Source organism: Methylobacterium sp. Leaf465, from assembly GCF_001424705.1.
In the GTDB taxonomy this organism is placed as follows: Bacteria; Pseudomonadota; Alphaproteobacteria; order Rhizobiales; family Beijerinckiaceae; genus Methylobacterium.
The window spans coordinates 105,302-127,069 of sequence record NZ_LMRA01000046.1; the positions used below are offsets into that span (position 1 = coordinate 105,302).

At 70.8% G+C, this 21,768-nt stretch carries 28 protein-coding genes; 13 read left to right on the plus strand and 15 right to left on the minus strand.

Annotated elements, in window-relative coordinates; genetic code table 11:
- The first annotated feature begins 10 nt into the window (after positions 1-10).
- The 6 genes from ASG51_RS20210 (at position 11) to ASG51_RS20235 (ending at position 4,484) form a co-directional block, all read left to right on the plus strand.
- Positions 11-1,021, plus strand: coding sequence for a zinc-dependent alcohol dehydrogenase family protein (locus ASG51_RS20210; protein WP_056382678.1), 1,011 nt, complete (start codon positions 11-13; stop codon positions 1,019-1,021).
- A gap of 110 nt (positions 1,022-1,131) precedes the next feature.
- Positions 1,132-1,320 (plus strand): hypothetical protein, encoded by a 189-nt coding sequence (locus tag ASG51_RS20215; RefSeq protein ID WP_244480207.1) that lies wholly within the window; start codon positions 1,132-1,134, stop codon positions 1,318-1,320.
- A 32-nt stretch (positions 1,321-1,352) separates the two neighbouring features.
- The gene (locus tag ASG51_RS20220; protein WP_056348475.1) at positions 1,353-2,000 is read left to right on the plus strand and encodes a BON domain-containing protein; all 648 of its coding nucleotides are present in this window, start codon (positions 1,353-1,355) and stop codon (positions 1,998-2,000) included.
- 446 nt (positions 2,001-2,446) lie between these two features.
- A complete protein-coding gene (locus ASG51_RS20225; RefSeq protein ID WP_056270476.1) occupies positions 2,447-3,262 on the plus strand; it encodes a universal stress protein in 816 nt (271 codons plus the stop codon).
- Positions 3,262-3,609, plus strand: a complete 348-nt coding sequence (locus ASG51_RS20230; protein ID WP_056382681.1) for a cytochrome c — start codon at positions 3,262-3,264, stop codon at positions 3,607-3,609. The genes ASG51_RS20225 and ASG51_RS20230 overlap by 1 nt, the downstream gene beginning before the upstream one ends.
- Positions 3,610-3,623: 14 nt before the next feature.
- The gene (locus ASG51_RS20235; RefSeq protein WP_056382683.1) at positions 3,624-4,484 is read left to right on the plus strand and encodes a universal stress protein; all 861 of its coding nucleotides are present in this window, start codon (positions 3,624-3,626) and stop codon (positions 4,482-4,484) included.
- Between the two features lie 132 nt (positions 4,485-4,616).
- Here ASG51_RS20235 and ASG51_RS20240 read toward each other — a convergent pair whose 3' ends face one another.
- The 8 genes from ASG51_RS20240 to ASG51_RS20275 all read right to left on the minus strand — a co-directional run bounded on the left by ASG51_RS20240 (position 4,617) and on the right by ASG51_RS20275 (position 9,702).
- A complete protein-coding gene (locus ASG51_RS20240; protein ID WP_056382686.1) occupies positions 4,617-5,063 on the minus strand; it encodes a host attachment protein in 447 nt (148 codons plus the stop codon).
- Between the two features lie 31 nt (positions 5,064-5,094).
- Positions 5,095-5,904, minus strand: a complete 810-nt coding sequence (locus tag ASG51_RS20245; protein WP_056382688.1) for a universal stress protein — start codon at positions 5,902-5,904, stop codon at positions 5,095-5,097.
- Positions 5,905-5,979: 75 nt separating this feature from the next.
- Complete coding sequence (locus tag ASG51_RS20250; RefSeq protein ID WP_056382690.1) at positions 5,980-6,627, minus strand: BON domain-containing protein; 648 nt, start codon at positions 6,625-6,627, stop codon at positions 5,980-5,982.
- Positions 6,624-7,121: a histidine kinase gene (locus ASG51_RS20255; RefSeq protein ID WP_347379763.1), complete on the minus strand. Its 498-nt coding sequence runs from the start codon at positions 7,119-7,121 to the stop codon at positions 6,624-6,626. Before ASG51_RS20255 ends, ASG51_RS20250 begins: the two co-directional genes overlap by 4 nt.
- Positions 7,122-7,216: 95 nt before the next feature.
- Complete coding sequence (locus ASG51_RS20260) at positions 7,217-8,560, minus strand: divalent metal cation transporter (protein ID WP_056382692.1); 1,344 nt, start codon at positions 8,558-8,560, stop codon at positions 7,217-7,219.
- The gene (locus tag ASG51_RS20265) at positions 8,557-8,847 is read right to left on the minus strand and encodes a hypothetical protein (protein WP_056382695.1); all 291 of its coding nucleotides are present in this window, start codon (positions 8,845-8,847) and stop codon (positions 8,557-8,559) included. Before ASG51_RS20265 ends, ASG51_RS20260 begins: the two co-directional genes overlap by 4 nt.
- 25 nt (positions 8,848-8,872) lie before the next feature.
- Positions 8,873-9,088 (minus strand): hypothetical protein, encoded by a 216-nt coding sequence (locus ASG51_RS20270; protein WP_056348500.1) that lies wholly within the window; start codon positions 9,086-9,088, stop codon positions 8,873-8,875.
- Positions 9,085-9,702, minus strand: a complete 618-nt coding sequence (locus ASG51_RS20275; RefSeq protein ID WP_082514153.1) for a potassium channel family protein — start codon at positions 9,700-9,702, stop codon at positions 9,085-9,087. Before ASG51_RS20275 ends, ASG51_RS20270 begins: the two co-directional genes overlap by 4 nt.
- A gap of 211 nt (positions 9,703-9,913) precedes the next feature.
- Here ASG51_RS20275 and ASG51_RS20280 point away from each other — a divergent pair, with 211 nt between their 5' ends.
- The 4 genes from ASG51_RS20280 (at position 9,914) to ASG51_RS20295 (ending at position 11,462) form a co-directional block, all read left to right on the plus strand.
- A complete protein-coding gene (locus ASG51_RS20280; RefSeq protein WP_056270502.1) occupies positions 9,914-10,153 on the plus strand; it encodes a biotin/lipoyl-containing protein in 240 nt (79 codons plus the stop codon).
- Between the two features lie 115 nt (positions 10,154-10,268).
- Positions 10,269-10,646: an SPW repeat protein gene (locus ASG51_RS20285; protein WP_056220126.1), complete on the plus strand. Its 378-nt coding sequence runs from the start codon at positions 10,269-10,271 to the stop codon at positions 10,644-10,646.
- A complete protein-coding gene (locus ASG51_RS20290) occupies positions 10,643-11,002 on the plus strand; it encodes a hypothetical protein (RefSeq protein ID WP_056382697.1) in 360 nt (119 codons plus the stop codon). The genes ASG51_RS20285 and ASG51_RS20290 overlap by 4 nt, the downstream gene beginning before the upstream one ends.
- Before the next feature lie 19 nt (positions 11,003-11,021).
- Entirely contained in the window at positions 11,022-11,462 is a 441-nt protein-coding gene (locus tag ASG51_RS20295; RefSeq protein WP_056382699.1) for a glucokinase, read from the plus strand.
- A gap of 460 nt (positions 11,463-11,922) precedes the next feature.
- Here the strand turns inward: ASG51_RS20295 and ASG51_RS20300 are convergent, their stop codons facing one another.
- From ASG51_RS20300 to ASG51_RS20330, 6 genes are all read right to left on the minus strand, one after another.
- Positions 11,923-12,624, minus strand: a complete 702-nt coding sequence (locus ASG51_RS20300) for a copper-binding protein (protein ID WP_056382701.1) — start codon at positions 12,622-12,624, stop codon at positions 11,923-11,925.
- A gap of 78 nt (positions 12,625-12,702) precedes the next feature.
- Positions 12,703-12,993, minus strand: a complete 291-nt coding sequence (locus ASG51_RS20305; RefSeq protein ID WP_056270518.1) for a copper-binding protein — start codon at positions 12,991-12,993, stop codon at positions 12,703-12,705.
- 165 nt (positions 12,994-13,158) lie between these two features.
- Positions 13,159-14,577: a copper oxidase gene (locus ASG51_RS20310; protein ID WP_056382703.1), complete on the minus strand. Its 1,419-nt coding sequence runs from the start codon at positions 14,575-14,577 to the stop codon at positions 13,159-13,161.
- A 41-nt stretch (positions 14,578-14,618) separates the two neighbouring features.
- Entirely contained in the window at positions 14,619-16,154 is a 1,536-nt protein-coding gene (locus ASG51_RS20315) for a TolC family protein (protein ID WP_056270522.1), read from the minus strand.
- Positions 16,155-16,201: 47 nt separating this feature from the next.
- Positions 16,202-16,489, minus strand: coding sequence for a hypothetical protein (locus ASG51_RS20320; protein WP_056270524.1), 288 nt, complete (start codon positions 16,487-16,489; stop codon positions 16,202-16,204).
- A gap of 800 nt (positions 16,490-17,289) precedes the next feature.
- On the minus strand, positions 17,290-17,898 hold the full coding sequence (locus tag ASG51_RS20330) for a DUF2231 domain-containing protein (protein ID WP_056348522.1): 609 nt from the start codon (positions 17,896-17,898) through the stop codon (positions 17,290-17,292).
- A gap of 523 nt (positions 17,899-18,421) precedes the next feature.
- Here ASG51_RS20330 and ASG51_RS20335 point away from each other — a divergent pair.
- The 3 genes from ASG51_RS20335 to ASG51_RS20345 all read left to right on the plus strand — a co-directional run bounded on the left by ASG51_RS20335 (position 18,422) and on the right by ASG51_RS20345 (position 20,213).
- A complete protein-coding gene (locus ASG51_RS20335; RefSeq protein ID WP_056270687.1) occupies positions 18,422-18,976 on the plus strand; it encodes a sigma-70 family RNA polymerase sigma factor in 555 nt (184 codons plus the stop codon).
- Positions 18,973-19,623 carry a DUF1109 domain-containing protein gene (locus ASG51_RS20340; RefSeq protein WP_056382707.1) on the plus strand — a complete coding sequence of 217 codons (651 nt, stop codon included), beginning with the start codon at positions 18,973-18,975 and terminating at the stop codon, positions 19,621-19,623. The genes ASG51_RS20335 and ASG51_RS20340 overlap by 4 nt, the downstream gene beginning before the upstream one ends.
- Positions 19,624-19,736: 113 nt before the next feature.
- On the plus strand, positions 19,737-20,213 hold the full coding sequence (locus ASG51_RS20345) for a DUF411 domain-containing protein (protein ID WP_056220158.1): 477 nt from the start codon (positions 19,737-19,739) through the stop codon (positions 20,211-20,213).
- A 114-nt stretch (positions 20,214-20,327) separates the two neighbouring features.
- Here ASG51_RS20345 and ASG51_RS20350 read toward each other — a convergent pair whose 3' ends face one another.
- Positions 20,328-21,491 carry an AI-2E family transporter gene (locus tag ASG51_RS20350; protein WP_082514154.1) on the minus strand — a complete coding sequence of 388 codons (1,164 nt, stop codon included), beginning with the start codon at positions 21,489-21,491 and terminating at the stop codon, positions 20,328-20,330.
- Between the last annotated feature and the right edge of the window lie 277 nt (positions 21,492-21,768).

Here is a 21,768-nt window from a genome sequence, read left to right on the forward strand (position 1 = left end):
GGAGGGCACCATGTTCGCGATGGTCCTGCGGGAGGCCGGAGGATTCCTTGCCCCCGAGTGCCGCCCGACCCCGGAACCGGGGCCCGGCGAGGTCCGGATCCGGGTCGAGGCCTGCGCGGTCTGCCGCACGGACCTCCACCTCATCGACGGAGAACTCCCGCAGGCGACGTATCCCATCGTGCCCGGCCACGAAGTCGTCGGCATCGTCGCGGCGCGCGGCCCGGATGTCCGAGTGCCACCGTTGGGCAGCCGGGTCGGCGTGCCGTGGCTCGGGCATGCCTGCGGGCATTGCTCCCATTGCGAGGCCGGCCGCGAGAACCTCTGCGACGCGCCCGGCTTCACGGGCTGCACGCGCGACGGCGGCTTCGCGACCGACATCCTGGCCGAGGCAGCCTTCACGATCCCCCTCGGTGCCGATCTCGACCCGGTCGCGACGGCACCGCTGCTCTGCGCCGGCCTGATCGGATGGCGAACCTTGCGGATGGCCGGCGCGGCGGAGACGGTCGGGCTGTACGGCTTCGGCGCGGCGGCCCACATCATCGCCCAGGTCTGCCGATGGCAGGGCCGGCGTGTCTTCGCCTTCACCCGCCCCGGCGACCGCGAGACCCAGGCCTTCGCGCGATCCGTCGGGGCGGAGTGGGCCGGCGGGACGGACGCGCCGCCGCCGGCGCCGCTGGACGCCGCCCTGGTCTTCGCGCCGGACGGGGCGCTCGTCCCGACGGCGCTGAAAGCGGTGCGCAAGGGTGGCCGGGTCGTCTGTGGCGGCATCCACATGAGCGATATCCCCGCCTTTCCCTACGAACTTCTCTGGGGCGAGCGCGCGGTGCTGTCGGTGGCGAACCTGACCCGCGAGGACGCCCGCAGCTTCTTCGCGCTCGTCCCGCGGGCGGGCATCGTCACCCACACGCGTCCCTACCCGCTGGAGCGGGCCAACGAGGCGATCGCGGATCACCGGTCCGGGATCTTGCGGGGGGCGGCCGTCCTGGTGCCTCAGCCGCTCGCCCGGCGCCCGACGACGTGAAGCCCGCAGGCCCCGAAGGGGACGGCCTTGATCCATCTCAAGGCCGTCGCCGGTCCGACGGTCATCATGCCTCGCGTAATCGCGAACGGGAGCCGACGATGACCCTGGTCATGAGATCCACTTACATCCGGCCGGTCCAGCATGTCCGGATGCCGGTCACGCTTCGGGCGCACAATACGGATGCACCCTCGGTCGTCTCGAACGGGCACCGCTACCGAAGCATCGGCAGCCTGCAGGCCCTGGGTCTCGCGATTGTGGCCTCGCTGGTCACGCCGGCCCTGCTCTGGCTCGTGCTCTGAAGCCCCGCGTGAACGCGAACGGGAGACGGACGATGGACGACAGGACCCTGCGCCAGCACGTGCTGGAGGAATTGGACTTCGATCCGAAGGTGGACGCGGCGCATATCGGCGTGGCCGTTCGGGACGGTCTCGTGACGTTGTCCGGCCACGTCGCCACCTATGCCGAGAAGATCGCCGCCGAGAAGGTCGCTCAGCGGGTCCGCGGAGTCCGGGCCGTCGTCGAGGAGATCGAGGTCCGCTACCCCGCAGACCAGAAAACCGGCGACGAGGAGCTCGCCGCCCGCGTCGTGAAGGTTCTGGCCTGGAACGTCCAGGTCCCGGACGAAGCCATCAAGGTCAAGGTCGAGGAGGGCCGTGTCACCCTCGATGGCTGCGTCCCCTGGTACTATCAGAGGGCTGCGGCGCAATCCGCAGTGGCGAAGCTCGCCGGAGTCCGGGAGGTCCTGAACCTCCTCGCGGTCAAGCCCTCCGTTCGGTCGCGCGACGTGAAGGCGAAGGTGCTCGCAGCCCTGAAACGGACGGCGCGGGATCCCGACACGATTACCGTGCGCGTGGAGGGCGACACGGTGATCCTCGACGGATGCGTCGACCTGTGGCGGGAGCGCGAGCTCGCGGAGCGTGCGGCCTGGTCGACCCCGGGCGTCCATGCCGTCGACGACCGCCTCCGGCTGGCTTGGTGACGGGACCGGTGTTTCCCCGCCCCACCGATGCGGGCGGGTTCGGAATGACCGACGCGGATCAGGGGGGGCCGGATGGCGCGCTGCCAATCCGGACGTCTCCTCCCGCGGGGGCGGCGCACGAAGCTGTCCGAGGGACTGTTTCAGGGATTGTCCAAGGGACGGGCGGCGGCCACTCCCCGTCATGCGCGGGACGCGCAGAGAATGGGCCCGATGGAGGGCGAAGCCCGGATTCGGGTCGTTCGATCGGGGACCGGGGAGGGCTTCGGCGCCCGCCCGATTCCCCGCCAGGCGCGCCCTCGCGAAGGACCGTCGCGCGCCAGACGCCGCTGCCGCGAAGGGGACGTGGCCGGCCATCCGCCGGTCCTTGAGATGGATCAAAGGCACCGGGGGCCATCGCAGGCAAGGTGTCCCGACAGGGCGGTCGAGCCCGGGCTCGGGGGGAACTCGTGACGATCTCCAACATCATGGTCTCGGTCGATCTCGGGGCCGCTGCGTCGGACCGCGTTCGGCTTGCCGCCGGCCTCGCCGAGCGCTTCGGGTCCAAGCTCACCGGCGTCGCCGGACGCCCGGTCCTCGGTCCCATACCGATCGGAGACGTGCTGCAGGCCGAGCGCGCCTGGGCGGCCGAGGAGCGATCGGCCGAGGAGGATCTCGCCGCGGCCCAGGCCCTCTTCGCGCGCGAGGCGGCAGCGGCGCAGTCTCGGGCCTGGAGATCCGTGACCGGCTCGCCCCTGGCCTACCTCGCCGCACAGGCGCGCAGCGCCGATCTCGTGGTCGTCGGACGGCAGGGGCCGGGCGACGGAGACCCGGGGGTGATGGCTGTCTCGGTCGGTCCGCTCCTGATGGAGGTCGGACGCCCCGTGCTGCTCACGCCGCCCGGACTCGCACATCTCGCGGCAAAGAGGATCGTGGTGGCCTGGAAGGACACCCGCGAGGCGCGCCGGGCCGTCCATGACGCTCTGCCGCTCCTCGCACGGGCGGACAAGGTCCACATCGCCGTGGTTGGCCCGGCGGCGGACCAGGAGGGGGCCGAGGATGCCGCCGCCTATCTGTCCGGCCACGGCGTCACGGTCACCACGCATCTGCTGCGCAGCCCGGAGATCAACCCCGCTGAGGAGATCCTTCGGTTCGCCCGGCGCGAGGAGGCCGACTTGGTGGTGATGGGGGCCTACGGGCGCAGCCGCCTTCGTGAATGGATCTTCGGCGGCGTCACCCGCGACATCCTTCAGACGACCCCCCTCTGCTGCCTGATGAGCCACTGATGCGCCGCGTCTCCCAAAAACGACGTGATCTGCTGGCGATCAGCGCGGCGCCATTCCTTTGGCTGTCCGTCTTCGCCCCCGCCTCCGCCTGGGACCTCAAGGCGAAGCAAGGGGAGACCATCGCCCGGACGAACTGCGCCAGGTGCCACGCCGTGGGGCGGCAGGGTGCGAGCCCGCTCCGGGACGCACCGCCATTCCGTGAGCTGCACACGCACTACCCCGTCGAGAACCTCGCGGAGGCATTGGCGGAGGGCATCACCACTGGGCATCCCGCCATGCCGGAATTTCGCCTCGAACCGGATCAGGCGGACAACCTGATCGCCTACCTGAAGACGCTGGAACACTGATCGAGGAGGAACTCGTGTACCTGCGCTGCCTCCTTGTACCCACGGCCCCCGGGAACGACGCGACGCCCCGGCTCGATGCCGCGCTGCGCCTCAGCCGCCGCCTGCACGCCCATATCGGGGTCGGCTTCATGGCCCCCGGTCCCGAGCACGTCCTCGCCGGAATGGCGAGTTTGGTGCCCGTGGACGACCTGACCATCCAGGCGATCGAGCAGGGCGTGCGCGAGGCCGCCATCGCCGGAAAGGCAGCCCTGCAAGCCTGGTGCGCCCGGCAGGGCGTCGCGTTCATGCCGGCCGGCGAGCGCCTCGATGCCACCTTCGCGGCTTGGTCCGAACATTCCGGCGAGGTCGAACCGCTCCTGACGCGCCTCGGCCGGGTCAACGATCTCATCATCGTCGACCGCCCCGATCCGGCGCAGCCCTTCACCGGGCGGGCACTCGACACGGCCCTGTTCTCCGTCGGCCGACCGACCCTGATGATCGGGGAGCCCGTCACCTACGATCCGCTCTACCATGTGGTCATTGCCTGGAACGGCAGCTTGGAAGCGACGCGCCTGATCGGCCAGTCCATCGCCCTCCTGCGCGAGGCCACCCGCGTGACCGTCCTTCACGTCCGCACCGAGCGGTTCGCGGAGGCCTGCGCCGCCGACCTTTCGGAACATCTGCGCTGGCACGGCATCGTGGCCGAGACGGTGAACCTGCCGATGACGGCAACGGCTTCGGTCGGGGCGGCGATCCTGGCGGAGGCCGAGGCGCGAGACGCCTCCCTGCTCGCACTGGGCGCCTACACCCACAGCCGGGTCCGCGAGTTCCTGCTCGGCGGCGTCACCCGCCACGTCATCGAGAACGCCCGGATGCCGGTGCTGATGGCTCACTGAGGCGCCGGTCCCGGCACGCCGCGCTCCGCGCCCGGATCCTCCCGTTCTCGCCTCACCCGGCAGGCCCGGCTTGCGGGCGGCCTTTGGAGTCGCCCACCATCGGCTTCGGGCCGGCGGCCCGAGGTCGGTCCTTCAGGCATCGGCGAGATGGCGCCCGATCTCCTCGACCGGGTGTTTGGTCAGGTCCTTGTCGACCTCGGCCACGATGGCCCGCCGCAGGCGCTCGGGCAGGACACGCCGAAGTTCCGCGAGCATCCTCGGCGGTGCGACCACGACCAAGGCGAGGAGAGGATCGATGCGGTCCAGGGCCGTCACCACGTCCAGGGCGAAGCGGGTCTCGGCCATCCGATGCCAGTCCGTCTGCTCGATGGAACTGCGGCGGTTTCCCAGCCTGACCCGCGGAGGCCTGTCCGTGCCCTGCTCGCGGGTCGGCGGGTTGGGCGGGGCCTCGAACACCCTCTCCATTCGCAGGTCCAGGGCGCGCGGGTGCCCCTCGTTGCGGAGCACCAAGGCCTTGCGGCCGTCGCAGACGACGACGGAGCCGTCGTGCGGGATCATGAGGTTCAGCCTGCCGGTCATGGGGTCGCTCCAAGCCGAGCGTTCGTCTCCGTCAGTGGCTCAGGAGGCAGCAGACGGGGCAGCCGGCGAGCAGGTTGCGGGTGACGCCCCCGAAGGCCCATTCGCGCAGGCGGCCGTGGCCATAGGCCCCTGCCACGATCAGGTCGGCGGCGTACTCGCTGGCCGCCTCGACGAGCGCTTCGGCGGTCGTGGCGCCATAGGCGTCCTTCGGCATGGCGGTGGCGTGGACGTCATGGGCCTGGAGGAGGCTGACGATGTCCCGGGTATCGCCGGCGCCCTGGCCCTCATCGACGGTCAGCACGACGACATGGGACGCCCGTTTCAGGAAGGGCACCGCATCGCGGACGGCCCGATGCGCTTCGCGGGTGCTCTTCCACGCGACCGCCACCCGCTGCGCATCGAGGTAGTCGATCTCCGGCGGGACCACCAGCACCGGACTGCCGAGCCGCATCACCGCATCCCCTGGATCGACCGACAGGAGCGGGTTGCCCGCGTCGCCCCGGCCGACGATCACGAGGTCCGCCGCGGTCGACTGGCGGGCCAGGAACTCCAGCGGAAAGTCCAGGTTCGAGCGCCACTCGACGCGGCTTCGGCCGGCGGCGGCTTCGTCGAAGGTCGCGTGCGCGATCCGAAGGTCGTTCAGGACGGCCTCCTGAACCGAGGGGAGGCAAAAGGCGCCTCCGAGCATCGGGCCGATGGGCGCAGCCTCGTAGGCCGGCATCTCGGCCGCGATGCCGATGAGGCGGGCCTTGAAGTCGTCGGCGAGGTGCCCGGCGAGGCGGATCCGGCCGCGCGCAGCTTCGCCGAGATCGACCGAGACCATGAGGCTGGCATAGGACATGGGGATCTCCCGTTCGGCGACGGCTTCGGAAGGGGCGGCGCGGGGCCGGCGGCGAACCCGACCCCGGTCGGTCGTTCAAGCGAGCGTCAGGTGGTCCACGACGGAGCGCACGCCGGGAGCGGACCAGGCGGCGTTCTCGACGAGGTCGCGCTCGTGCCAGGCATGCACCTTGCCCTCCAGGGTCACCTTGGCGTCCTTGACCGTCACCTTGATCGCGTCGGCCTCGACCTCGGCGTTGCGCTTGAGCGCCGCCTCGATCTTCGCGCGCACGTCCGTGGCGCTCGCCGCCGGCTTGACCTCGATCATGTTGATGATGCCGGCGACGCCCGAGAGGCGCTTGAGCGCGGCCTGGGCCTCCTCCTTCTGGTACTGCCACGCGACCTCGCCGGTGAGCGTGACCCAGCCGTCCTGCACCTTCACCTGGATGGCGTTCGGCGGAACGCTGACGGACCAGTCGAGCATCTGAACGGCGCGTCGGGCCAAGTCCTCGTCGCGGGGCGGTGCCTCGCCGGCGAAGCGGACCTTGATCTCCTCGACCACGCCGCGCACGCCGCGCACCTTCCGGGCCGCCTTCTCGGCCGCCAGCCGCTCGGTGTAGCTGCCGACATGGCCCGTGAGCGTGACGATGCCGTTGTCCACGGCGACGCCGATGTTGGCCGCATCGATGCTAGGCTCGAAATCGAGCTCGTCGACGATGCTTTGGCGGAGGATCTTGTCGTTCATGGGAGATCTCCTTCGGGGAGGGACCGGCATCCGTCCTCGTGACGATGGCCGGGTGCCGTATCCTGGCTTCCGCAGGCCGGGGGGCATTGATCCACCTCAAGAGCCTGGCCGGAGCGGATCCCGCCCTCCATCGGGCATTCCCTGGGCTCGGCCCGGGCCCCTTCCGCCAATCGCTGGAGCCGGATCGCCCGTGCGACGGCCTCCGTCAGGCAGGGGCGGTCGAGGACGAGGACGTCGCCGAAGGCTTTTGGAACGGGAATCGAGCCCGCGAACTGCGCGAACGGGATCCCGCGGCGGCGCAGCGCGCAGGCCAGGGGGAAACAGGGGCCTTCCTGCAGGTCGACGCTGACGAGGGCGAAGGCCGGCTCGCTGCGGGCCAACCCGTCCACGGCCTCCTCGCAGGTGGGATAGGGGCCTTCGACCGCGTAGCCCTCATCCGTCAGCGTGTCCTCCAGCCACATGGCCGGCAGCGCCTGCGGCTCGGCCACGAGCACGACCCGTCTCGAGGCTTGATCCGTCCCTGGCATGGCCCGTCCTTCCAAAGCTGCAGGCGCCGAGAATCGGGGAGGGAGGTCCGGTCGACCTTGATCTATCGCAACGGAAGGACGGCGCTGATCAGCATCGCGGCGACGGTGAGCATCATGCAGGCGGTGGCCGCCCAGCCGAGCCACCGGAGCGGCCCGCGCACGGCGAAGGCCCCCATGATGTCGGTGCGGGACGCGGCCAGCATCATCACGGCCATCATCGGCACCGCGATGACGCCGTTGACGACCGCGCTCCAGTAGAGCGCCCGGATCGGGTCGACGGCGCCCAGGCTGATGATCATGCCGACGAGGGTCGCGAGGGCCACCGTCCCGTAGAAGGCGCGTGCCTCGAGCAGGTGACGTCCGAATCCGACCGGCCAGTGCTGCGCCTCGCCGACCGCGTAGGCCGCCGAGCCGGCCAGGACCGGCACCGCCAGGAGCCCGGTGCCGACGATGCCAAGCGCGAAGACGCCCGCCGACAGGGGGCCGGCGATGGGCCGGAGCGCCTCGGCGCCCTGGGCCGAGGTCTGGATGTCGGTGATGCCGTGCGGGTGCAGCACCGCGGCGGTCGTCACCATGATGGCCAGGGCGACGATGTTCGAGAACGTCATGCCGACGAGGGTATCGACGCGGATGCGGTGAAGGGCCGCCTTTCCCTGCTCGGGTGCGTGGGCGAGGTCGCGCCGCCGCGGGAAGGCGTGCAGGTCCTCGGCCTCCTCCGCCGCCTGCCAGAAGAACAGGTACGGGCTGATCGTGGTGCCGAAGATCGCCACCAGGGTGGTGAGGCTCGCCCCGCTGCCGTCGAGACGCGGCACGGCCATGGCCCATCCGAGCTCGGACCAGGAGACATGGGCGAACACGACCACACCGAGATAGGCGAACAGGCTCAGGGTCAGCCACTTCAGCACGGCGACGTAGCGGGTGTACTGCAGCACCAGTTGCATGAACACGCAGGCCCCCGAGAACAGCCCGACATAGAGCCAGCGCGGGCCCGGCAGCAGGAGATTCAGGGCATCGGCCATGGCGCCGAGGTCGGCGCCGAGGTTCAGGATGTTGGCGATGAGCAGGAGCAGGACCACGCCCTGGAGCAGGCCGTTGGGATAGTGCTGGCGCAGCACGCCGGCGATGCCGTGGCCGGTGGTGCGCCCGATCCGGGCCGAGACCATCTGCACGGCGGCCATCAGGGGCAGGCTGTAGAGCATGGTCCAGCACAGGCCGTACCCGAGCTGCGCCCCGGCCTGCCCGTAGGTGGCGATGCCGCTGGGATCGTCGTCCGAGGCCCCGGTGATCAGGCCCGGTCCGAGAACACCCAGCAGGCGTGGTTTCGAGGGGCCGACGGCGGCGCTCAGGCCCTCCGGGTCATTCGGCTCGGTCAGGATGCTTGCGACCGGGACCGGTATCTCGGTCATCGGTCGATGCCGCGCGCGCCACGAGGGCCCGTGTCGTGCCCAAGGGGGGGCAGGGCATCGGGGGCGGACCAGATCGTGCGGGCGACCGTCAGGGCCGCGTCCAGGTCCTCGTGGTCCGTGCCGTAGCGACGGTGCAGGGCTTCGAGCCACGGCAGCGTGCCGTCGGGGCCCGACCAGATCTCCGCGGCCGACACGTGGTACATCCCATCGAGTGCCTCGATGCCGTAGCCGGTGACGGCCCACTGCCGCCCGCGCCAGTGCACCGGTTCGGTAAGCTCGTGCGCCATGACCTCGCTCCCGATCCTCGCGCCGCTAGGCGCGTTCTTCCTGCACCGCGGCGGCCTCGCAGGAATCCGCACGCAGCCGCCAATCCACGATGCCGTTGGCTTCACAGAACAGCGCCTGCCCGGCTGCGCGGGCGGAGGCCTCCGACGTGGCCGGAACGAGGACCTGATGCTGGCGCGCAGGCCGCTCGTGACCGGTATCGTCGCTGACCAGCTTGTGGAACGTGACCAGGAACATCCTCATCGGGTCGCCTCCGTGCGCGCGCGGCGAGACGCCGTCGCGTCCCCCGCGAGCGGAGTTGACCCCGGATCCGGCTGGGCGCCTTGATCTGCCGCAAACTCGGCCCCCGTCTGCGGAAAGAAGCGCGTCCGCTTCGGCGCAAGGAGCGTGCTGCCGGAGCCGGACGACGCCACCCGATGGGCTTGGCCCTTGCCGTGCAGCGGCCAGTATCGCTCCATGGCGAGATAGGTGAACGAGGCCGACCAGCCGATCAGCAACAGGCCGTTCAGGGCCTCGACGCCGGAGATGAGGCGCGCATGCCCGACCGGGAAGTGGTCGCCGAAGCCGAGCGTCGTGTAGGTCACCACCGAGAAGTACAGGCAGTCCTCGAAGGTGGTGACCGGTACGCCCGCAAAGGCGCCGTTACCGAGCCGCAGCACGAGCAGCCAATAGGCGCCGGCATAGATCCACACCGCCGCCGTATGCCCGACGAAGGCCGCCAGCACCACGACGAGGATGCGGGCGCGCGGTGGAATCGGAAGCTCCGCCAGGTGCTCGGAGGTCAGGCGCAGGATCTCGTACAGCACCAGGATGGTGGTGATGACGAGGGCGACGCTGGCGGACATGGCGAGGAGCATGCGGCTGACCCGAGAAGGAACCCGGGAGCAGCATGCGCCGCGCCGCACGGGGCGCCTTGACCTGCCTCAACGCGGCCCCGACGTCCGCCCCGCCGTCGTGGGCCGGAGGTCAGCGGGTCCTGATCCAGATCAACGCGTCACCCGATCCCGTACCATCACCTTGTCACTGCGCCCCGATCTCCCGGGCGCGCGTCAGCAAGGGAGGCCGGCCATGCCGGACGTTCGCGTATCCGAGGATCTGTGGTCCACGGGGATGCTGCCCGAAGGCATCCTGGAGCGCTGGCTGGTCGCGGACGGGGCCAGGGTAAGGGCCGGGGAGGCCGTGGCCGCCGTGCGGATCGGCGAGGCGCTCCACGACATCGTCTCGCCGGTCGGCGGGCGCCTGGAGGTCGTTGCGCCGGCCAGCGAGGTCGTCGACCCAGGCTGCATCATCGCCGAGGTTCATGCCTGACGCCGCGCCGCGGAGAGACTTTGAGCGAGATCAAGGCCGGGCGGCCCGCGCGGCGAGAGGATGACGGCAGCGAACCGCGGCGGATGTCGTCGCGGGCACCGGTCGGAGGCGTCCCATGGCTCGATCCAACCTGCACGCGCGCCCCTCGCCACCGGAATGGCGGACGGACGAGATCCTGCTCGGCGCCCTGCAGCACGCGGCCGGCGTCGCGCTGGTGCTGGCCGCGTGGGTCCTCATCCTCGTCGACCAAGGCCGCCCCGGCGCCTCCGCGCTCCTGCCGGGCCTGTTGGTCTTCGGGCTGTCCACCGCCAACCAGCTTCGCTTCCGCGCCGTGTTGGAGCGTGCCATCGCGCTCATCGGGGCCTGGACGCTGCTGGCCCCCTGGATGCTCGGGTTCGCCGCCAACGATGTCGCGACCTGGGCCCACGTGACGCTCGGCGGCGTGAGTCTCGCCTCCGCTCTGGCATGGCTCAAGCTGGCGCGAAAGCCATGACCCCAGCGACACCATCCCGGATCGGATGGCTGGCCTGTTCGGGGCTGGCGGCGGTCACGCTGGGTTTTCCGGCCACTGCCCGTCCGGGGGAGGATCACCGCATCCGGGGCTGGACCGTGGCCGCGCAGCTTTGCAGCCGGTGCCACGTCATCGGCAGGGAGCCGCAGGACGGCGGACACGTCGGACCAGACTTCCGGACCATCGCCGCCATGCCCTCGACCACGGGCGTCGCGCTCAACGTCTTCCTGCAGAGCCACCATCAATGGATGCCGAGCGTGCGGCTGGACCGGGACGAGCTGGATGCGGTCATCGACTACGTCCTCAGCCTCAAGACGGCGGACGCCGCGAGGCCTTGAGGCCCGGAGATCGAAAGCGATGCTTCCCTTTCCCGTGCTCCTGGCCGACATCGGCGGCACCTACGCCCGGTTCGCCGTCCTGCCGCGGCCGGGCGCCGACCCGACGCCGATCTGGAAGGTCGCGACCGCCGGCTTCCCCGGCCCTGTGGAGGCCATTCGGTCCTATCTCGATCGACCCGGCACGGTCAGGCCGTGCGCCGCCTTCCTCGCCGTCGCCGGGCGGGTCGGGGGCGATGGGACGCGCCTGACCAACGCGGGTTGGCGGTTCGACCCCGGTGAGATCGGCATCGCGCTCGGCCTCGATGCCGTGAGGCTGGTCAACGACTACGTGCCGCTCGCGGCCGCCCTCACGATCCTCGACCAGGAGAACCCGGCCGAATTGGTGCGGATCGGTCCCCCGGGGACCCCCTCGGGCACGGGGTCATCGGGCCGGGCAGAGACTTCGGCGCGGGGGCCCTGATCCCGGCCGGTGACCGCCTCCTCTTCCGGACCACGGAGTCCGGGCACTCGCGGCGGCAGGCGATGCCGCGATCGACCGGCCCCTGCCAGCGGGGGTCCTCGCCATGCGGTCCAAGAGTGCGGTCCAAGAGTGCGGTCCACAAGTGCGGTTCAAGAACGCGGTCGCAGGCGAGGCAATCGAACCGTACGCACGCCTGCTCGGCCGTTGTGCCCGCGACCTGTCCGTGTCGGGCGGTGACAAGCCCCTCCCCGAGAGCCCTCCCCGAGAGCGTCCGCGAAGGGCGGATACGGGCGGGTCAAAGCCCGCCAGTGGGAGGCTTCGCTTTCGGGAGGGCCCCAGGATGTTTGCCGTGGAGGTCTCCGTGGCGGTTCGGTTTCATCGACGGCAACGCTCGTCGCGAGGCAGCCCGGGGTTTTGGGCTCGATCGCGAGACGATGGCCAGGATGCCCGCCGCCGGCCCTCACTTCGCCTTCTGGATCCGCGTCACCGCGATCGAACCGTTGATGCGCTCGGCGGAGAAGCGCACCTTCTCGCCCGGTTTGAGACCCTTGAGCAGAGCGGGGTCCTGGACCCGGTAGGCCATCGTCATCGCGTCCATGTCGATATTGGGGATGGACGCGTGGTCGAGGGTGACCTTGCCCGCGGCCTCGTCGACCTTCTTCACCGTCCCGGCGACGAGGGGCGCGTTGGCGGGCGTCGCCGACGCGGCCGGCTTCTCCGGAGCGGGGGGCGATGCGGGCTGGGTTTTCGCCGGCGCCGCCTGGACCGCCCGGTCGAGGGGGCCTTCGCCCGGCGGCGTCTGGTTGGGCTGCGGCCGGTAGCCCGCCTCGCGACTGCGGACCTGCCACTGCTTCAGGGCGTCGATCCGCGCCTGCTGCGTGTCCTGGATCGTCTGCGCGATCTCGCGCAGCTGACGGTCGGCGCCGTAATCGAGCTGCGCCTTGGCCAGGAACAGCGTCTCCTCGAGGCTGGCGATCAGCAGCGCGGCGAAATCCCGGTCCGGGTCTCCGGTAAGCTTCGTGTCCCGGAACCGGGTCGCCATCGTGTCGCGCGCCCGCTCCAGGGCTGCGGGCGCGCCCGTCGCGGGCTGTGCGCCGGCGGGAGGCGCGACCGAACCGACAAGCACGGCCGCGAGCGCGGTGGACAGGATCAGGCGTCGCATCGGGGCTCCATTTCAAGGCTCGACGGCCCTCGCACCGGACCGGGTGGCGATCGTGCGAGGGCCCCTGGGGGGAGGGCGCTATTTCGCCTTCTGAATCGTCGTGACGGTGTACGCACCGCCGGTCTCGACCACGTCGAAATCGACCTTGTCCCCGGCCTTGAGGCCCTTGAGCACCGCAGGGTCCTTGACCGGATACGCCATCGTCATCGCGCCCATGTCGAGCTTCGGGATCGCGGCATGGTCGAGGGTCACCTTGCCGGCGGCCGGGTCGATCTTCGTCACCGTCCCCCTCACGGATTGCGCCCAGGCGGGCATCGCGACCGCCAGGAAGGCCATCGAGAGGACGGCGAGCGGGATCTTGCGTCTCATGGTCGGTTCTCCTTGAAACCAGCGAAGCACCACGCCGGCCCCGTCGAGCGGATCGGCGACCGGTGCGGCGGAGTCCGGACGGGATCGCTCCCGGTCCGAACGGATCTGCCCGGGCGGCAGCCCGGGGGGGCCGTCCGCGGGCTCGGGCGACGCGCGGTCGACCGGTCAGGGCTCATGGCCGCCCGCGTTGGACGCGGTGCGCCGCGTGCGCGGATCCACGGCCCGGAGGTCGGTCTGGCGCGCCCGCCGGCCCTTCGTCGTGCCCGGCGCGCGCGCCGGCTCGGGCATCGGCTCGCCGGTCCATTCGTAGGCCACGGAGCCTGCCGGGTGCTGGTACCAACCCGGGTCGCGATAATCGTCGGCCGCCAGTCCAGGCCGCACCTTCAGGACCGTGAACATCCCGCCCATCTCGACGGAGCCGAACGGACCGGCGCCGGTCATCATCGGCAGCGTGTTCTCAGGGAGCGGCATCTCCATTTCGGCCATCATGCCGCCGCCCGTCGAACCCATCGGCATGTAGCCGGGCGCGATCTTCTGGATCTGCTTGACCGTGCTCTTCAGGTTGACGCCGATATACGTCCGGACCGCATGGCCCATCGCGTTCATGGTGTGGTGCGACTTGTGGCAGTGGAGGGCCCAGTCGCCCGGGTTGTCGGCGTTGAACTCGATCACCCGCATCTGTCCGACGGCGACATCGGCCGACACCTCCGGCACCTGATAGCGCTCGTCGATCCAGCCGCCATCCGTGCCGGTGACCTTGAAGTCGCAGCCGTGGACGTGGATCGGGTGGTTGGTCATGGTGAGGTTGCCGAAGCGCATCCGCACCTTGTCGCCCTGGCGGACGACCAGGGGATCGATGCCGGGCCACGCGCGGCTGTTGAAGCACCACAGGTTCATGTCGAGCATCGTGTTGACCTTGGGCACGTAGGACCCGGCCTCGATGTCGTAGGCGTTCAGCAACCAGACGAAGTCGCGGTCGACCCGCCGCTCGGCCGGGTCGCGCGGATGCACGACGACGAACCCCATCATGCCCATCGCCATCTGGACCATTTCGTCCGAGTGCGGGTGGTACATGAAGGTGCCGGAGCGCCTCAGGATGAACTCGTAGACGAAGGTCTTGCCCGGGGGGATGCCGGGCTGTGTCAGCCCGGCGACCCCGTCCATGCCGTTGGGGAGCGTCTGCCCGTGCCAGTGCACGGCGGTCGCCTCCGGCAGGCGGTTGGTGACGAAGATGCGGATCTTGTCGCCCTCGACCGCCTCGATGGTCGGGCCCGGCGATTGCCCGTTGTAGCCCCAGAGCCGCGCGTTCATGCCGGGCGCCATCTCCCGCACGACCGGCTCGGCGATCAGGTGGAACTCCTTCCAGTCGCCGCGCATGCGCCACGGCAGCGTCCAGCCGTTGAGCGTCACCACCGGCTGGTAGTCCGGCCCGCTCGTCGGATAGAGCGGCGGCTGCATGGTCGCCTTGTCCATGATCGGGGCCTCCGGCAGGCCCGCGGCCTGGACCCGTCCGCTGATCATCGACGTGCCGGCGAGCACGAGGCCGCCCGCTCCCAGGATCCTTCTGCGCGAGATGTCGGTCATGAGGCCTCTCCGAATGACATGGGCGGACCGGGCTCCGGGGCTCAACCGCCGGGCGTCCCGACGGCGAGGCTCTCGCCCGGGGTGCCTCCGGCGGCTTCGCCGCCGAAGTTGTCCGCCGAGAACCCGCCGCCGACGGTCGCCGCCTTGAGGTCGGTCGCCGCGATCCAGAAGTCGCGCTTCGCCTCGATGGCCTGGATGTTGCTCAGGATCCTGGCCCGGGCGTCGATGATGAGCGTCGTCACGTCCAGGAGCATGCCGCTGTACTGGAGCAGGGCCTGGTCCTGGATCGTCCTGCGCAAGGGTAGGACGCTCGTCTGGTAATGCCGGGTGATGTCGTACTGGCCGCGGTACCGCTGATAGGCCTCGCGGACTTCGGAGCGGGCGTTCACCGCACGCTCCGCCAGCCGGTTCGCCGTGGCGAGATAGGCCTCCTTCGCGCCCCGGACCGCCGTCGTGCCGAAATCGTAGATGGGGATGGTCAGATCGGCCGAGAATCCGTTCAGGCTGCCCTTGTCGACCTTCGGGGCGGCACCACTCTCGAACGTCCGCGACCGGGCGTACTGGTTCGCGAAGCCCACGTCGAAGACGCTGATGAAGCCAGTGGCCTGGTCCAGGCCGAACTGCCCGACGAGCGACTGCAGTTCGAAGCGGGCCGCCTGTACGTCGGCCCGCCGCCTCAGCGCCTCCACCTCGATGCCTCGACCGTCCACGAGGCGCTTGGGCAGCGCGGGAAGGTCCTTCGGAAGGCGGAACTCGATGTCCCGCCCCCAGAGGCCGAGCAGGCGGGTCAGGCGCTCCCGCTCCGCCCGCTGCTGGACGCGCGCCTTGGCGAGCTGCGCCCCCAACTCGCTGTAGAAGGCGTGCTCGCGCGCCTGCTCCAGCTTGTTCAGTGCACCCGTCTCGCCCAGTTGCTGGGTCAAGGTCGACGCGGATTCGGTGCTCGCCAGCGCCTGTTCGAGAAAGGCGATGGCCTGGTTGGCCGCCACCGTCCGATAGAACTGGCGCCGGGCCTCGCCCGCGAGTTTCAGGACCTGGTCCGCCGCGTTGTACTGGTCGCCCCGGAAACGCTGGCGGGCGATCTCGGCGCGGGCCGGCAGCGTCGCCAGGTCCAGCACGCTGGCGGCCACGGAGCGCTCGATCTCCGTGTTGAACCCGAGCCCCCATTGCGTGATCGAGAAGGTCGGGGCGTGCGGCAGGGTCGCCTGCACGTACTGCGCCTCGGAGACGCCGAGGCCGTTGAAGGCGGCCTGCAAGCCCCTGTTCCTGAGAAGCGCGACCTGGACGGCGCCATCCGCCGTGAGGGGACGCCGCAGCAGCGCATCCACCCGCGCCTCCGCGCTCGGCGCGATCCCCTGGTCGCTCGATTTCGCGATGTCCTTGCCGAGTTCGAGCGAGGCATATTCGCTGGCGACCGACAGGCCTGCATCCGGTGAGAAGCTCGCGCAGCCTCCCAGCAGCAAGGCCACGCCAGCCAAGCTCCCGGTCAAGCTCCCGCCCCCCGGGCGCCCCCGGACGGCGCCGCCCGGAGGACGCGCCGTCGTACCGGCATCTCCCGGCGTGGTCGTGTTGCGTCCCATGACCGTTAGTCCGGGAGGGGGATCGATCGGGTTACAGAGACGGACCATCACCGACCTCCCGAATCGCGCTTTCCGCCCATGCCGTCCATGCCCGGCATGCCTCCCGTCCCGCCGGACCCCGCCTTCGGGGCCACCTGCCGGTTGAGCTCCAGCCAGTCCTTCGTCTCGACCACACCGAAATCCTTCACGCCCCGGGTGACCGTCGCGTAGCGAGGGGGTGGGACCGTCGCGTTCGGGTCGGAGGGCAGGACAAGCCCGACGGGCACTGTGGCGGGGATGCAGCCGGCGAGCGGCAGGACCGCCGCGAGCGCGGCCGGTCTCGGCAACTTGAACATCGTATATTTCCCGAACTGAGGCGGAGGGCCGGGGACATGGCCCGGCGAGCCGCCGGCCGCACGGCGGAAGCCGACGACGGGGTCGCGCTCGACCAGGGCACCAAGGCGATGAGGGGGGAGGGGGTGGCCGTCCCGTCGGAACGGCCGTCGGCGGTCGCGAGAGCCGCCCGCGCATCAGGCGCCGAGCCTCGGCGGTCGCTCGATCCGGAGCGGATGGGCGTCGACGGGTCCGTCCGCCCGTCCGATCCGTCCGCGGTCGGAGGGCGTGTCCTCCAAGGGCGGTCCGCCCCCTGCCATCGTCGGCAACGCGGCTTGGCAGCCGAGGGCGCAGCAGGGCGACGGGCCGCCCGGGCGCTTCGAACCGTGTCGGTGTCCCGGGCCGCCGTCATCGCCGGCGGACGCGGAGGGACCGTCCTGTGACGGCGCATGACGCGCCGCGTCCCGAGCGCTGTCCGGCGTGTCGGAAGCCCGCGACGCCCGCGCGGGGTCGGGGTGCGGCATCCGCGCGGAGGCGTCGGAGAGCCAACGGTCGGCCGCCGCGGCCTGACGGCCCATCGTGCATGCCGCCGCCGGCGCGATGGCCAAAGCGAAAGCCAGGACGGCGAGCATCACTGTGCGCAGGAAGAGCATCGCTCAGGATTCCGGCCCGATCTGGAGAAAACATCGCGCAGCCCGGCGGGGCCTGCAATCCCCCCGACAGCAACAATCTCCGATAACAACCCTCTGTTGCATTTCCGCCATGAGCCGGGTCCCGGACAGGTTCTGCAGGATGGGCGACGCAGCGGGCGGCGGCGGGACGGTCAATGGGTATGGTCGTTGGGAAGGGCACTCGGAGCCGGGACCGCATCGGTCCTGCCCACGGCATCGGGCGTGACGGCGTCATTCGTGGGGGTGTGGTCGTGCGCGTGGCTATGCCCCTCGGCATGGTCGCCGCCACCGGGATGGACGTGGTCGCCGGATGTCGGGAGTGCCATGACGCCCAGGCCATAGCGGTAGACGTTCTCGCCCCCGAGCCAGCCCGTCACCGCGAGCGCGCCCGAACCTCCCGCCAGCAACGCCAGCAGCACGAGGCCCGCTCCGGCGCTCTTTCGGCGCTCCAACCAGGCGACGCCCCCGGCGGCGAGGAAGACCAGCGCGGTGGCCACGGCCCAACGCAGGTGGATCGTCATGTTCCGGTGCGAGGCCGCGTCGTGCGCCACCGTATTGTAGGCCGACCAGCCCGTGGCGAGGGTTGCGACCGTGATGCCGACACCCATCGCGAGGTTCCAGCGGGCGGCCGTCGTGAGCGCGCCTCCGTACGGCCGCTGCCCGAGCAAGGTCCCGAGGGCGAAGAGGCCGCTGCTCGTGATGAGGAGAGCGACCGTGAAATGGACCGCGACCGGATGCCAGTTCGGGATCACCTCGATCATGCCTGCACTCCAAGAAAAGCGTCGATGGCCGGACGGCCGGTCTTTGTCCGGGTCAGTTCAATCGCGGGGAGGGACCGAGCGAGACATCGCACGGGGACACGGCCGACGCCGTCACCGGATAGGACGTCAGACCTAGCCGGATCCGGCCCGGAACACCTTGTCGTGGGATGGGGAGCGCGCCGGCGCCAAGGCTCGGAAACCTCCCTACCACCTGTCTCACCGTACCCGTCCGGGGTATAGGAATGCTACCTAAGCTTGACAATCATTCCCGCAACATACCTGTGCGTGAAGGCATGACGGGAGCGCAGTAACCTTTCGGGCCAGGATTGCGGACTGTCCGTTTGAGCGGCGGGAGCGATTCCGTGTGGCGATTGGGCCGCCGACCGCGTGAACTGGATCGCCGGACGAACGGCGTGCTTCGGCGACACCGCGTGGCCGTTATGAGGAGTTCTGCGGGGTGGCGGATGATGCGATCGACTTCGTTCTTCCGCTCGGCGGCCATGAACCGGCTCGCCTAGCTCGCGTGTCCCAGGCGGAGGAAGAACTGCGTGGCCTGCTCGTCGCCAGCCTCGGGGGGAGCGCCGTCGACTACCGGCGCTTCCTCGAGCGCCTCGGTTCGCATCTGCGCGCGTACTACAAAGGCAAGCTGGTCCGGTCCGGGCGGACGGACACCGAGGCGGAGGACCTGGTCCAGGAAACCCTGATGGTGATCCATACGCGGCGGCACACCTATGACGTCACGCAGCCTGTGACGCCGTGGGTCCACGCCATCGCCCGATACAAACTGATCGACCATCTCCGGCAGACGCGCGCGACCGCTGCGAACGTCCCCGTCGAGGATGCGGGTGTGCTGCTGGCCCACGGCGATCACGTCGCGGCGGAGAGTTCCCTCGATGTCGCGCGCCTGCTCGCGCACTTGCCGGCCAAGATGAGAAGCGCGATCCAATCCACGAAGGTCGACGGCCTGAGCACCGCCGAGGCAGCCGCGCGCTCCGGCATGTCCGAGACGGCGGTCAAGGTGAGCGTCCACCGTGGCCTGAAGGCGCTGGCGAAACTGGTCGGAGGCACGGCGCGATGAAGACGGACGACCTCATCGGTTTCCTGGGCAGCAGTTTCGAGCGCGAACCGGTTCGGACCTCGTGGATGACCCGGCGGCTCGGCCTCGCCGTGGCCGTGGGCGCCGCTTGTGCCCTCTTTCTCGCGCTCGCCGTCCTCGGCGTACGCCCCGGCCTCATGCAGGGCCGCCCGCTCCTGTTCCTCGCCTTCAAGCTCGCCTTCGCAGCCGCGGTCGGTGGCCTCGCGATCCGGTATCTCGTCAGGGTGGCCAGTCCGGGCGGGGAGAGCCGCGTCCATCTCGGGATCGCGGCATTGCCGTTCGTCGCGGTCGCGGCCCTGGCCGGGGCCAGCCTCACGACGGTGCCCCGCGAGCACTGGCATGGCCAGATCTCGGGCCATTCCTGGCTCGAATGCCTGGTCTCGATCCCCCTGATCGCCATCGTTCCGTTCGCCCTCGTCACCTGGGCGGTCCGCCGGTTCGGGGCTCCGACGGACCTGATTCGCGCCGGAGCCCTGGTGGGTCTCGCAGCGGGCGCCGTGAGCGCGCTCGGCTACTCGCTGCACTGCATGGACGACACCGTCCCGTTCGTCGCCGTCTGGTACGGCGGGACGATCGCGTTGTGCACCCTGGCCGGGGCGGTTCTGGGGCCGCGTCTCCTCCGCTGGTAGCGCGCCGCCGAGCCTCCCCGCACCTGAGCCCGATGCTGTCGGGACAGGGGCGGGGGGGATGGGATCGGTCAACGGGCCCGGGCGGCCGAATAGAGGACAAACGGGAGATGAGGATGGGGACGGAAACCTTGGCGTCCCGGCGAGACGTGCTCGTCGGCCTAGCGGCGGGACTGATGCTCGGAAGGCCCGCCCTGGCGGAGGGTCTGCCCCGGGTCGCCGTGGCGAAGGACCCGAGTTGCGGCTGCTGCGAGAAATGGGTGGCCCACCTGCGGGAGGCCGGCTTCACGGTGACGGTGACCGAGGGGCCCGTGAACCCGGTGAAGGCGCGCCTCGGCGTGCCGCGGGACCTCGCCTCCTGCCACACGGCCGAGGTCGGCGGCTACGTGGTCGAGGGGCATGTGCCGGCCGGCGCGATCAAGCGGCTGCTGGCGGAGACGCCCAAGGCCACGGGACTGGCCGTTCCGGGCATGCCGGCCGGCTCGCCCGGCATGGAGGTCGAGGGCATGGAGCCCGACACCTATGCGGTGATTCTGTTCGGCCCGGAAGGCCGAAGCCCGTTCGCCCGGTACCGTGGCGGGGTGCCGGCGTAAGACCGCGGCGCGACCGGACCGGGGATCGGGCGCGGGCCGACCTGGCTGAGCCGCCCGGGGGCCTCGAGAGCCCTCGGACCGACGCGTCCGGGCACCGGATGCGGACCCCGGGGCTCAGGCCCGGGGGCCCTCGGCCGGCTCGCCCTGCGTGAAGTCCCGCCAGAGCAGGATCAGCGCCGCCATCACGGCCGGGCCGAGGAACAGCCCCAGGAGGCCAAAGGTCTCGACGCCGCCGAGGATGCCCAGCAGCACCCAGAGGAAGGGCAGGCGGGTGGTGCCGCCGATCAGGGCCGGACGCACGAAGTGGTCCGCCACGAAGGTGACGACGAAGCCCGCCACCACCACGACCGCCGCCGGCACCACCGCGCCGTTGGCGAGCAGGATCGCGGCCGCGATGCCGAAGACCAGGGGCGCCCCGAACGGGATCATCGCCGCCACCGCCGTCAGGGCCCCGAGCAGCACCGGGTGCGGCACGCCGGCGAAGAAGTAGACGATCCCCAGAAGCAGGCCCTCGCCGAGGCCGACCAGGACGAGGCCGTCCACGGTGCCGTGCACCGAGGCCACCATCTGCCGTGCCACCCGCTCGCCGCGGGGGCCGAACAGCTTGGCGCTGGCGGCCAGCACCTGCGCGGCGACCGCCCGGCCGTCGCGGAACAGGAAGAACAGCGCCACGAGGGTGAAGCCGAACAGGACCACGCGCCGGACGATCTGCGCCCCGAGGCTGCGGGTCACGCCGATCACCGAGGAATTGTCGAAGCGGTGCAGGAGCTCCGAGCCGGCGGCGGGGTGGCTCAGGTTCTCCGCCCACCAGGCCTGCGCCTGCGCCGCACCGAAGGGCAGGTGGCCGAGAAAGTCCGGCACGGGGATGCCGGATTTCTCGAAGGAGCGGGCCCAGGCGACCACGTCGTGGGCCTCCCGCGCCGCCTGCACGCCCAGCACCACCAGGGGAATCAGGAAGACCAGGGCCACCGCCGCGGTGAAGAGGAGCGGTAGGAGGATGTTGTGCCGGCCCGGCGGCCAGCGCCGCTCCGCACGGGCGTAGAGGGGCCCGAGGGCGATCGCCAGGATCACCGCCCAGACCAGGGCCGGGATGAAGGGGTGCAGGACCCAGATCCCGAGGCCCGCCAGGGCGAGGAACAGGGCAAGGCGCGCGAGGCTCTGCGCCGAGCCCGATACTGGGTGCGCCCCCGCACGCGGCGGAGGGTCGGAAAGCGAGCGCGGGTCGGGCGCGCCCGCCGGCGGCGTGCCGGCCGGCGTCACGGAGGGAAGCTGGACCATCGTGTTGTGCGACCTCGTGCGGAGCGGCCGCGGCGGCCACGTCCTGCCAGTGCATCTAGTCCATCGCCGCGGGATCGGAATGGAAACGCCGGCCGGATCGCGACGCCGTGATGGCCACGGTTGCCCCTCCTGACCCCCTCGTGTAAGGGACCGCCTTCACTGTCCAGGGCGGCGGCAGCGCCGGCCCACGGGGCATGCTGCGCGACCGGGGGCACCGGGCATCATGCGCCGGATCGCTCCGGCCCCCGATCGGCACGGGCCGAATCCGGCGGGATAC